Annotated in this window: 7 protein-coding genes; 1 reads left to right on the top strand and 6 read right to left on the bottom strand. The window is 72.3% G+C overall.

Annotated elements, in window-relative coordinates; genetic code table 11:
• The first annotated feature begins 83 nt into the window (after window positions 1-83).
• A complete protein-coding gene (locus ACZ7SW_RS28685) occupies window positions 84-980 on the top strand; it encodes an acyl-CoA desaturase (RefSeq protein ID WP_470233639.1) in 897 nt (298 codons plus the stop codon).
• A 233-nt stretch (window positions 981-1,213) separates the two neighbouring features.
• Here the strand turns inward: ACZ7SW_RS28685 and ACZ7SW_RS28680 are convergent, their stop codons facing one another.
• From ACZ7SW_RS28680 to ACZ7SW_RS28655, 6 genes are all read right to left on the bottom strand, one after another.
• On the bottom strand, window positions 1,214-1,660 hold the full coding sequence (locus ACZ7SW_RS28680) for a DUF6292 family protein (RefSeq protein WP_470233471.1): 447 nt from the start codon (window positions 1,658-1,660) through the stop codon (window positions 1,214-1,216).
• 295 nt (window positions 1,661-1,955) lie between these two features.
• A complete protein-coding gene (locus ACZ7SW_RS28675; RefSeq protein WP_470233470.1) occupies window positions 1,956-2,219 on the bottom strand; it encodes a hypothetical protein in 264 nt (87 codons plus the stop codon).
• A 38-nt stretch (window positions 2,220-2,257) separates the two neighbouring features.
• Window positions 2,258-2,893, bottom strand: coding sequence for a DUF8010 domain-containing protein (locus ACZ7SW_RS28670; RefSeq protein WP_470233469.1), 636 nt, complete (start codon window positions 2,891-2,893; stop codon window positions 2,258-2,260).
• On the bottom strand, window positions 2,886-3,308 hold the full coding sequence (locus ACZ7SW_RS28665) for an acyl-CoA thioesterase (RefSeq protein WP_470233468.1): 423 nt from the start codon (window positions 3,306-3,308) through the stop codon (window positions 2,886-2,888). The genes ACZ7SW_RS28670 and ACZ7SW_RS28665 overlap by 8 nt, the downstream gene beginning before the upstream one ends.
• On the bottom strand, window positions 3,305-8,281 hold the full coding sequence (locus ACZ7SW_RS28660; protein ID WP_470233467.1) for an NAD-glutamate dehydrogenase: 4,977 nt from the start codon (window positions 8,279-8,281) through the stop codon (window positions 3,305-3,307). Before ACZ7SW_RS28660 ends, ACZ7SW_RS28665 begins: the two co-directional genes overlap by 4 nt.
• 1,094 nt (window positions 8,282-9,375) lie before the next feature.
• On the bottom strand, window positions 9,376-12,219 hold the full coding sequence (locus ACZ7SW_RS28655; RefSeq protein ID WP_470233466.1) for a hypothetical protein: 2,844 nt from the start codon (window positions 12,217-12,219) through the stop codon (window positions 9,376-9,378).
• Window positions 12,220-12,236 lie beyond the last annotated feature (17 nt).

Below are 12,236 nucleotides of genomic sequence, written 5' to 3'. Positions count from 1 at the left end.
CGGCGGCCGGACCAGCTCGAGTAGGAGCGTTACCGATCGTCACCCAGAGCACCGTCCAGCGTCCCCCGAAGTCGCCCCAGCCCATCCTCGCCGGCCGCAAAAGCGGCACCGAGGCATTCCTGGTGAAGCTCTTCGCCGTCGTCCCCCTCGTCGCGGTCGCCGCCGCGGTGCCGCTGGCCTGGGGCTGGGGCCTCAGCTGGCTGGACATCGGCCTCGCCGCCGCGTTCTACTGCGTCAGCGGCCTCGGCATCACCGTCGGTTTCCACCGGTACTTCACCCACGGCGCGTTCCGCGCCCGCCGCGGCCTGCGGATCGCGCTCGCCGTCGCGGGCAGCATGGCCATGCAGGGACCGGTGATCGACTGGGTCGCCGACCACCGCCGCCACCACGCCTACTCCGACCGCGACGGCGACCCGCATTCGCCGTGGCGCTTCGGCACCTCGCCCGCCGCGCTCGCGAAGGGCTTCTGGCACGCGCACATGGGCTGGCTGTTCGGCCGCGACCGGACCAACCCGCGCCGGTTCGCCCCGGACCTGCTCGACGACACCGACCTGCGGACGATCGACCGGCTCTTCCCGGTGCTGACCGTCGCGACGCTGCTGCTGCCCGCGCTCCTGGGCGGGCTGATCACGATGACCTGGTGGGGCGCGCTGACCGCGTTCTTCTGGGCCGGGCTGGTCCGGGTCGCCGTGCTGCACCACGTGACCTGGTCGGTCAACTCGCTGTGCCACCTGATCGGCGAGCGCCCGTTCGAGGCGCGCGACCGTTCGGCGAACTTCTGGCCGCTGGCGATCGCGTCCTTCGGCGAGTCCTGGCACAACTCCCACCACGCCGACCCGACCGGTGCCCGGCACGGCGTCGGCCGCGGCCAGCTGGACATCTCCGCGCGGCTGATCTGGATGTTCGAGAAGTTCCGCTGGGCCTCGCACGTCCGCTGGCCCCGCGCCGATCGGCTCGCCCGCAAACTCAAGGCCGCCTGAGGGTTCAGGCCCTGCGGACCCGCTCCCCGAGCCGGGTCCGCAGGTCGCCATGACTGGACACCACCAGCACCGGCTTCGAAGCACGCCACCGTTCAGCGAGCGTTTGGCCTCCCGCGCCCTTCAGCGAGCCCACAACTCCGCCGCGGCGTCGGCCGCGGACAGCTCGACTGATCCGGATGTTCCCAAACTCCGCTCGCCCCGCGCCAAGCAAACTCAAGGCCGCCTGAGGAAAGTCAGGCCCTTCGGACCCGCTCCTCGAGCCGGGTCCGCAGGTCGCCGTGGCTGGACACCGCCAGCACCGGCCCCGGAGTCCCGGCCTTCTCGGCCGAACTCAACACCTCCGCGACGAACCGCCGCACCCGCTCGGGCGCGGGCGTCACGTCGCCGCCCAGCTGCGCCACCGGCTGCGGGGACTCGGCGGGCGTCGTCTCCACCGCCACCGACCAGCCCTGCCGCATGGTCCACAGCAGCATCAGATCCCGGCCGGGGAAACGCGGGGACCGGCCGCTCAGCGCGACGTACGCGGTGATCGTGTCGGTGACCTCGCACGACGTGCACTCCACCGACACCCCGACCGCGGCAGCGACCTCGCGCACATACGCGGCCAATGCCTGCCGCAGCACCTGCGGATCGTCGGCGGTGGGCAGGGACATCGGGCGTTCCGGACCGGACAGGAGCATGGGTCTCCTCTTCCGCCGCCGCCTCCGTTTCGCGCGGAAGGCGAACCGGGGTCGTCGAATCGCGCGAAGGCCGGCGGTCGCGATGATCGGGGTCGCACCGGATCGGGCATCCGGCGACTGGATCGGACTCCGACTCTACCCGCTGGGACAACCCCGCAGCCGAGATCAACCCGTCTGGCCGCCGCCGAAGTCGCTCGATTGGCCGCCGCCGTCGGCGGAATCCGCGATCGACGTGGCGATCCGCCCGGCGAACAGTCCCGTTAGGACAGACGGCGCGACACGCCCGCCGCCAAGCTCACCCCGACTGGCCGCCGAAGTCGCCGCCGTCCGCCGACTCCGCGATCGACGTGGCCACCCACGCGGCGAACAACCCCGCCTGGACATACGGCGCGGCCTCGCCCACCGCGCGCACCACCGACCGGGCACGCCCTGGCCCGGGTCCGGCTTCCGGCGCGGGATCCTCGACAGCGTCCGCGGGCCGGTCGGTGCGCCACGGCGTCTCCTCGGCCCGGACCTCGGCGAGGAAGTCCGCGGTCGGGTCGCCGTCGGGTTCGGTCATCCGTTCACGATGACACTCCCAGACGGCTCCCGCCAGCCTCAGAACAACAACGGCAGCAACGCTTGACGCCGCTTCAGCACCGCGCCGTAACGCGCGTCGAGGCGCAGCCACGAGTCGGTGGCGGTCACGCGGACCACGTCGCCGTCGATCGACGAATCGAACAAACCCATGCCGGACAACGCGAACAGGCATCGCATCTGGACCTTGACCTCGAGGTCTCCCCCGGTGACGGTGAGCACCGCCTGGTCCATCAGCGACGCGGGCGGCGTGCCGTGCGGCCCGGCGTTGTCGCGGGCGAGCGCGACGCCGCGGTCAGCCAGCTCCGACACCACGCCGACCGGCAATTCGTCGACCTTCTGCCAGCGGTCGGACACCGGCAGTTCCGCGTGCCACAGCAGATCTCGCGCCGGACCCGGGTCCATCACCTCGCCGCCCGCGACGGCGAGCGCCGCGAGCAGTTCGTTGCCGGACACCGTGACGTCCGCCGGGGTCACTGTCCCCGCGACCGCGCGGGTCGCGAGGACCTCGAACGGCGTGGCCGTCCACGCCTCGACCACGTCGTCGCCCCGGCGGCGCAGCCGGACGGCGGTCGTGCCGTCCAGCCGCACCGCGCGGGCGACGAACGCGCTGAGCGTCTCCCGGTCGTCCGGATCGGGAATCCGCAGCTCAGGCATCGGCCAGCACCCGCTTGAGGAATTCGGATTCCTCGTCGCTGAGCCGGCGCGGCCGGAGGTTGACCGTGTCGTACGGGGCCAGCACGGTCTCCGCGGTGACCGCGACCGGATCGGTCGCGTCCGGGCCGGTCCGCACGACGTACCCGAGCGTCACCGTCGAGGCCTTCAGCTCGGTGAGCGTGATCTCCACGCGCACCGAGCGGCCGGGCGCCGCGACGATCGGCGCGCGGTAGTGCACGCCGAGCTTCACGACCACGACACCCTTGGGCAGCTCGGTGAGCCCCGCGCGCTCGGCTTCGCCGAACAGCACGGGCACCCGGGCCTCTTCGAGCAGCGTCACCACGTTCGCGTGGTTGACGTGCCCGTACACGTCCATGTCCGACCATCGCGGCTGGACGTGGGAAACGTATGTCACCGCACCGTGCTCCGGATCTGGCGCGCGGCCACGGACAGCGTCGCGAGGTCGAGCCGCCCGGAACGGGTGATCTCGTCCAGCGCCACGCGCGCCCGCGAAAGCCGCGACGCGTTGGCCTTCTCCCATTGCTCGATCTGCTCGTCGACGGACAGGTCCTGGTCGCTGTGCCGCAGTGCGTCGAGCGCGATCGCGCGCAGCGAACCGTACACGTCGTCGCGCAGCGAGAGCCGGGCGAGGGCGTGCCAGCGGTTGCCGCGTTCCAGAGCGCTGATCTCGGTGAGCATCTTGTCGATGTCCAGGTGGTCCGACAGCGCGTAGTACAGCTCGGCGGTGTCCGCCGGGGTGTGCGTCGCGTCGAGCCCGACCTGCTGCTCGGCCAGCTCCGCCACCTCGACCACGTCGAGCAGGCCGTAGCTGTGCAGCAGCAGCGCCACCCGGCGGGCGAGATCGGCGGGCACGCCTTCGGAGACCATCGCGGCCGCGTCCTGCTCCACCGACTCCAGTTCGCGCCCGCGCAGCAGCTCGCCCAGCTTCGGGCCGAGTTCCGCGAGCACCGGGCCGAACCGGTTGATCTCGGCCAGCGGCGCGAGCGGCTGCGGGCGGTTGGTGAGGAACCAGCGCGCGGCCCGGTCGAGCAGCCGCCGCGTCTCCAGCACCATCCGGTCCGCGATCGCGGTCGGCACCACGTTGTCCAGCGCGTCGATCTCGGCCCACAGCTTCGGCAGGTCGTAGACGTGCGTCACCACCGCGTACGCCCGCACCGCGTCGGTGGCGGTCGCGTTCATCTCCTCCATCAGCCGGTAGACGAACGAGATGCCGCCGCCGTCGACCAGCTCGTTGGTGATCAGCGTGGTGATGATCTGGCGGCGCAGCGGGTGCTGGGCGATCGCCGCGGCGAAGGGTTCGCGCAGCGGGGCCGGGAAGTACTCCGGCAGCCTGCGCGTGAACACCTCGGATTCGGGCAGGTCGGAGGCGAGCAGCTCGTCCTTGAGGTCGAGCTTCACGTGCGCGAGCAGCGTCGCCAGCTCCGGCGACGTCAGGCCCTCGCCCGCCTTCTCCAGCGCGCGGAACTGCGACGGGGTCGGCAGCGCCTCCAGCTTGCGGTCGAACGCGCCCTTCGCGACCAGCGCGGACACCTGCCGCGCGTGCACCGACACCATCGGCCCGGCGTGCGCCCGGCTGACGCCGAGCACCGCGTTCTGCCGGTAGTTGTCCGCGAGCACGAGCGAGCCGACCTCGTCGGTCATCTCGCCGAGCAGTTCGTTGCGCCGCGCGTGCTGCAGTTCGCCGCCCGCCACCAGGTGGTCGAGCAGGATCTTGATGTTGACCTCGTGGTCGGAGCAGTCGACGCCGGCCGAGTTGTCGAGCGCGTCGGTGTTGATCTTGCCGCCGCCGCGGGCGAATTCGATCCGGCCGAGCTGGGTCAGGCCCAGGTTGCCGCCCTCGCCGACCACCTGCACGCGCAGCTGGTTGCCGTTGACGCGGATCGCGTCGTTGGCCTTGTCGCCCGCCGCGGCCTGGCTTTCGCTCTCCGCCTTGACGTAGGTGCCGATGCCGCCGTTCCACAGCAGTTCGACCGGGGCCAGCAGGATCGCCTGGATCAGGTCCATCGGCGCGAGCTTCGTGACGCCCTCGTCGAGCCCGAGCGCCGCGCGGACCTGCGGGGTGATCGGGATGGTCTTGGCCGAACGCGGGTAGATCCCGCCGCCCTCGCTGATCAGCGAGCGGTCGTAGTCGTCCCACGAGCTGCGCGGCAGGTCGAACAGCCGCTTCCGTTCCTCGTAGGAGGACGCGGCGTCCGGGTTCGGGTCGAGGAAGACGTGCATGTGGTTGAACGCCGCGACCAGCCGGATGTGCTGGGACAGCAGCATCCCGTTGCCGAAGACGTCGCCCATCATGTCGCCGATGCCGACGACGGTGAAGTCCTCGGTCTGGGTGTCCTTGCCCAGCTCGCGGAAGTGCCGCTTCACGCTCTCCCACGCGCCCTTGGCGGTGATGCCCATGGCCTTGTGGTCGTAGCCGACCGAACCGCCGGAGGCGAACGCGTCGCCGAGCCAGAAGCCGTACCGCGCCGAGACCTCGTTGGCGATGTCGGAGAACTTCGCGGTGCCCTTGTCCGCCGCGACGACCAGGTAGCTGTCGTCGGCGTCGTGGCGCACCACGTTCGGCGCGGGCACGGTTTCGCCTTCGACGCGGTTGTCGGTGAGGTCCAGCAGGCCGGAGATGAACATCCGGTAGCAGGAAATGCCCTCGGTGAGCTGGGCGTCGCGGTCCACCCCGGCGTCGCCGGTCGGGCGCGGCGGACGCTTCACCACGAAGCCGCCCTTCGCGCCGACCGGCACGATCACCGCGTTCTTCACCGCCTGCGCCTTGACCAGGCCCAGGATCTCGGTGCGGAAGTCCTCTTGGCGGTCCGACCAGCGCAGGCCGCCGCGGGCGACCTCGCCGAAGCGCAGGTGCACGCCCTCGACGCGCGGCGAGTACACGAAGATCTCGTACTTCGGGTGCGGCTCGGGCAGCTCCGGCACGCCGCTCGGGTCGAGCTTGAGCGCCAGGTACGGCCGCGGGTTCCCGTCGGCGTCGCGCACGTGGTAATTCGTGCGCAGCGTCGCGTTGATGACCGCGAGCAGCCGGCGCAGGATCCGGTCCTCGTCGAGGCTGGTGACCTCGTCGACCATCGCGGAGATCTCGGCGGTCAGCGATTCCGCGTGCGTCTTGCGGTCCACATCGGACAGTTGCGGATCGCAGCGGGTTTCGAAGAGCCGCAACAGTTTCGTCGCGACCTCGGTGTGCTTGACGACCGTGTTCTGGATGTAGGCCTGGGAGAACGGGCTGCGTGCCTGCTGCAGGTACCGCGAGTAGGCCCGCAGCACCGCGGCCTGGCGCCAGGTGAGCCCGGCGCGCAGCACGAGCGCGTTGAGCCCGTCGACCTCCGCCTCGCCCTGCCACGCCGCGCGGAACGCGTCCTGGAACCGCTCGCGCACCGCGATCCCGGCCGCCTCGTCGGCTTCTTCGAGGCCCTTCTTGTCGACGTGCAGGCCGAAGTCGTAGATCCAGCTGGCCCCGCCGTCCTCGCGGAACAGCTCGTACGGCCGCTCGTCCACCACCTCGACGCCCATCGCCTGCAGCACCGGCAGCACCTTGGACAGGGTGACGCCCTCGCCGCGCAGGTAGAGCTTGAACCGCCGCTCGCCGGGTTCGGCGTCCGCGGGCAGGTAGAACGACAGCGCGAGGTCGCCCTCTTTTTCGAGAGTGTCGAGCTTGCCCAGGTCGGCCAGCGCGTCCTCGGCGGTGAAATCTTCCTTGTACGCCTCGGGGAACACCGCGCCGAAGCGCTGCCCGCGGTCGACCGCGGACTCCTCGCCCGTCATCCCGGTCGGGCTGCCGTCGCCGACCCGCTCGCGGCGTTCGGCGATGATCGCCTCGACCAGCCGGTCGTCCCAGCTGCGCACGACGGTGTTGAGCCGTTCCTGGATCCGCAGCGTGTCCGGTTCGACCGCGTTCGTCGGGTCGGTGTGCACCATGAAGTGCACCTGCGCGAGCAGCGTCTCGCCGACGCGCGCGCTGTACTCCAGCTGCGTGCCTTCGAGTTCTTCCAGCAGCACTTCCTGCATCGCCAGCCGCGAACGCGTCGTGTAGCGGTCGCGCGGCAGGTAGACCAGGCAGGAGTAGAAGCGGCCGTACGGGTCGCGGCGCAGGAACAGCCGCAGCCGGCGGCGGTCGGACAGGGTGATCGCGCCGGTGGTGGTGTAGAAGAGCGAATCGGTGTCCGCGGAGAACAGGTCCGCGCGCGGCCAGTTCTGCAGGACTTCCAGCATCCGCTGGCCGGAGAACGACTCCATCGGGAACCCGGCGCGGTGGATGACCTCGCGCACGCGCTGGCCGACGACCGGGATGTCGAGCACGTTCTCGTGCAGCGCGGTGGTGGTGAACATGCCGAGGAACCGGTGCTCGCCGGTGACCTTGCCGTGCTCGTCGAAGGTCTTCACGCCGACGTAATACGGGTAAACCGGACGGTGCACCGTGCTCGGCGCGCTGGCCTGGGTGAGCACGAGCAGCGACGGCGCGAGCGCGTCGACCGAGCTGTCCGGGCCCGCGGTGAGGCTGCGCGCGGCGAGGCTGTCCTGGCGCAGCACGCCGAGGCCGGAGGCGAGAACCGCGCGCAGGGCGGGCTCGTCGCTGTCCGGCTGCGGGCTGTCGACCAGCTCGTACTTGCGGTAGCCCAAGAAGGTGAAGTGTCCGTCGGCGAGCCAGCGCAGCAGGCGCGCACCCTCGACTACCTCGTCGCCCGGCAGCTTCGGCGGGTGCTGCTCCAGCGTTTCCGCGAGCGAGCAGGCGGTCTGCGCCATCTTCTCGGCGTCCTCGACCACCTCGCGCACGTCGCCGAGCACCGACGTCAGCCGGTTGTCCAGCTCGCGCGCTCGCTGCGGGTCGGTGACGAGGTCGATCTCCACCAGCATCCAGGACTCCGCGGACGCGCCGGCGGGCGGATCGGCCGGGTCGGCGTCGAGGTGCAGGCCCTCCAGCTCGCCGGTCAGGCCGCGGCTCACCACGACGATCGGGTGCACGATGCGCTGCACCTGCACGCCGTCGCGGGCGAACTCCGCGGTGACGCTGTCCACGAGGTAGGGCATGTCGTCGGTGACGACCTGCACGACGGTCGCGTCGCGCGTCCAGCCGTCCTCGGCGGTGGTCGGGTTCAGCAGGCGGACCGCCGGGCGTCCGGGCATGCGCTGCTTCGCCAGCTGCAGGTGCGAACGCACCGCGCCGACGAGCGCGACCGGATCGTCGCCGACGATCTCGTCGGCCGGGATGTGCCGGTAGTACAAGCGGATCAGGTCCGCGATCTCCGGCGCCTGCGCCGCGGCGGTGTCGATCAGCTCGTCCCGGATCTGTTCCGGGCTGGCCGTGCGGCGGGCGGCGCCGGCTTCGGTGCCGACATCGGGCGGGGACGAGACTCCCGTCGAGCTCATTGAGCAACTCTCCAGTGTGCGAGACCGAGATGCGTCCGTCACCACAACGTGCCGGACTTCCTTCACCCTAATCCGCCCTCGACCGCCCCCGTGCGCGGCGGGGAAAGACTTAAGGTTCGTTTCCGGGGTCCCCGGCGGCGCGCTCGCCCGGGATCGGTTCAGCTACCGGCGGGTTCGGTTCGGGCGGCTGCCGGCAAAAGGCTTGGCACGAGGCCGGAGCGCGGGTTTCCGGGACACGGCGGCTGCTTCGGGATCGGTTCAGCTCCGGTATCGCCCGCGGCGGGAACGGAAAAGGTTGCGTCCCTCCCCTGCGAGAATTCCCACCCGGACGGGCTAATTCTTCCGTTGCGGAGGACGGAGCGGGGTGGGCTGGGAGGAGCAGACGGGTCTCCGGGACGGGGCGGGCCCGGAGTGCGCGCGGCTCGGCGGGGGCGGGTGGGTTGTGCTGCATAATCTCGGCGCGTTGGGTCGGTGGCTCGGAAACCTTTGGGCTCCTTGCGAAATCGCGGAGGTGACCTGGGCTTCGAGCACCTCGTTCGCTCCGGTACGGAACGGCGGCGAATCAACCGCTCCACGGCGGCAAATCGACGGCACGTTCCATGTCGGCGATCGACCGCACGCTTCACGTCGGCGATCGACCGCACGCTCCACGGCGGCAGATCGACCGCATGCTCCGCAGCAGTGCCGCAATGCCCGCCGCACGCTCCACGGCGTCGCCGCGATCCCCACCGCACACTCCACGGCACCACCGCAATGCCCGCGCACACACCGCAGCACCGCCGCGATCCCCACCGCACACACCGCAGCACCACCGCAATGCCCGCGCACACACCGCAGCACCACCGCACACTCCACGGCACCACCACAATCCCCGCCGCACACACCGCAGCACCGCCGCGATCCCCACCGCACGCTCTACGACACCGTCGCAATGCCCGCCACGACAACCTGCGGGAATTCTTCGCGCCGAGGCGGATCACTCGGCCACCCCGCCGTCCGCGAACCCGCGCGACAGCGCAATCCCCTGTCCCGCCGGGGAATCAGCCCGGCCAAGCCAGCGCTCGCGCCCTGCTTGCCCTGCGGCGCAAGAACTTTCAGTCGCCGTTGTTGTGGCGACGGTCCGCGGTCGCGCGGCCGTTGATCGGCTTCGGCTCGTCGTTCGGGCCGAGGCGTTTCACCAGCGCCGCCGCGCTCGCCGTCCCTGCCTGGTGCTCGGCGAGGGCGCGGGCGAGCAGTTCCGCGAGCCCGGCGTCCGGCGGCGGTTCGTCCTCCGCGATGGCTCGCGCGTAGCCCTCCGGGAACGGCTGTTCGGACGGGGTCCACGCGTCGATGTCGGACAGCGGGTCCAGCGCCGGCGGCATCCGCAGCCGGGGCAGCCAGGACTCCTCGGCCGGCTCCGGTTCCTCCGGCCGCGGCGCGGGGGCCAGCTCCGGCTTGTCCTGCGTCGCGGTTTCCGGTTCCGCCGCGGCGGATTCGGGACGTCCGGGCTCGTCGGCCCGGCGGCGTCCCCCGCCCCCGCCGGTCGCGGTGATGCCCAGCCGGTCCAGCACGGACTTCGCGGCGACCGAGCCGTGTTCGGCGTCGTGCCGGGTCTTGCGTCCGCGCGAATCGCGGCGCGCGGCCTCCTCCTGCGCCCACTCCGCGCTTTCCCACAACGGCGCGGCTGCCTCTTCCGCGGGAGCCGGGGCGAGCGGAAGCTCCGGCAGGATGTCCGACAGGTCCGGCATCCGCAGGGAGAACCTCGGCTCCTCCTTCGCCGCCTCCTCGGCCGGGGCCTGCGCTTCTTCGGCCGCGCGGCGAGGAGATTGCTCCCTCGCCCACGGCGTTTTCGTGTCGTCAGCGGCCCGCAACGGACGGACCGACGCGTCCTCGGACCGCGGCGTCTCTTCCCGGCGCGCCGCCGGTGGCTTCTCCGCTGCCCGAGACGTGTCCGCGCGGCGAACCGGCGCATCGTCCGCGGCCCGCGCCGCGTGCTCGGCGGCCCGAGACGGCCGCTGCGACGTCTCGGCCTGACGACCCCGCGCGTCCGTCCCAGCCGCGCTCTCCGCTCGCTGCGCCGCGTCCGTCCGGCGCACCGGCACGTCCTCCGACGCCCGCGCAGCACGCGAGCCAGCCGTCTCCGCCTGGCGACCCGACACGTCGTCCGACACCCGCGCAGCCCGCGAACCAGCAGTCTCCGCCCGGCGACCCGACACGTCCTCCGATACCCGTGCAGCCCGCGAACCAGCAGTCTCCGCCCGGCGACCCGACACGTCCTCCGACACCCGCGCAACACGCGAGCCAGCCGTCTCCACCCGGCGACCCGACGTATCCCCAGCCCGCGAAGTCTCCGCCCGCGCAGCTGGCTCGTCGGCAACCGCCCGCACCGGAACGTCCTCGGCCGCCCGTTTCCGCGGCGCGGGCGTTTCCGCGCCCTTCCGCCCGAACGGCCGCGCCCACCCCGGCAGCACCGGCGACTTGCGGTCCTCCGCCCGCCGCCGTCCGCCAGTCCGCGGAGCCTCCTCGGCCGGTTCCCGGATCGCCGGCAGCACCGACGTCTGCTCGACCTCGGTCTCCGCCGCGGCTCGCCGGAACGACCACGCCGGCTTCTTCTCCGCCGCCTCGACCCAGGCCGAAGCCGAAACCGGCTCGGCGGGCACCTCGATCTGCGCCGGAACGACCGGCAGCGGAGCCGCCACCGGATCCGGCCGCGCGGCGGGGACATCGCGGATCGCCGGCATCACCGAGGTCTCCTCGGCCGCTACCCGCGGCTCGACCTCCATCGACACCGGACGCCCGTCGCGCGGGGCGGAGGCGGCGAGGACGTCGTCGAGATCCATCGACGCCACCGATTCCGCGCCCAGTTCGCCCGCGATCAGCCCGCACGCCTGGCGCCGGGCCCTCGCGTGCACGTGTTCCGCGGCCCGCGCCCGGTGCAGGCACCCGATGGCCTCTTCCGCGCTGCCGAACCGTTCCTCGATCTGCGCAAGCTCCAGCCACAACCGTGCGGTGACCGCCGCGAGCCCGTGCCGGTCGGTGGCCGCGACGGCCTCCCCCACCAGCTCGGCAGCGGCGTCCCCGGCACCGGAGGGCAGGTGGATGCGGGTCGCGACCGCCAGCCGCAGCCAGGCCGCGGGCGCGACTCCGGCCGCGCGGACCGGTTCCCGCAGCACGGGTTCGGCGATGTCGTAGGCCATATCGGCGTCGCCGCGGTCGAGCAGCGTGCTCACCAGCTGCAGCACGAGCCGGATCCGGACGAGACCGCCGTCGTCGCCGGGACGGTCCATCTTCTCCAGGAACCCGAGCCCGGTGCGCGCGGCGTCCGCGGCCGCGGTGAGGTCGCCGTGCCGGCGCCGATGCGCCGCGGTTCCGTTGCGCAGCAAGGCCCGCATGAGGAGCCGGTCGTCCGCGTCGAGCGAATCGTCGGCCACCAGCAGCCGGTCCGCCTCGACGAGCACCCGGTCCAGCTCCGCCTTCCGGCCGAACTGGGCGAGGCATCCGACGAGGTGGCACAACGCTTCCGCGCGCAGCGACGGCGGCACGTCCTCCGACAGCACCGGCCGCAGCGCGGCCAGCCCCATCAACGGGACGCCGAGGCTGCGCGCGCACACGGCGAGGTCGACGCGCAACCGCGCCGCCGTCGTCGCGTATCCGGCGTGTTCAGCCGCGCGCAGAGCCGCGACCGCGCGGCCGACCGTGGACGTCCGGGCCCCGATCCGCACACGAGCGGACACCACAAGCGCTTCCGCCCGGATCCAGTGCCCGTCCGTGCCCGCCGTCTCCGCGAGCGCGGCCGAGCGTTCGCCGAGAACCAGCGACAGCTCGGGCGCCCGGAAGCGCAGCGATTCCGCCCGGTCGATGAGCCGACCGAGGTCGGCGAGGGTCCCGCCACTGGCAACGGCGGGCCGCCCGTCCGCGGTCGCGGACGGGCTGGGCCGGTTGTGCCTGCTGGTTTCCACTCGGGACCCCCGCGCCG

The organism is Amycolatopsis sp. NPDC114484 (assembly GCF_055633755.1).
The sequence above is the reverse complement of the archived record's forward strand: the minus strand, read 5'-3'. Positions and strand labels throughout refer to the sequence as shown.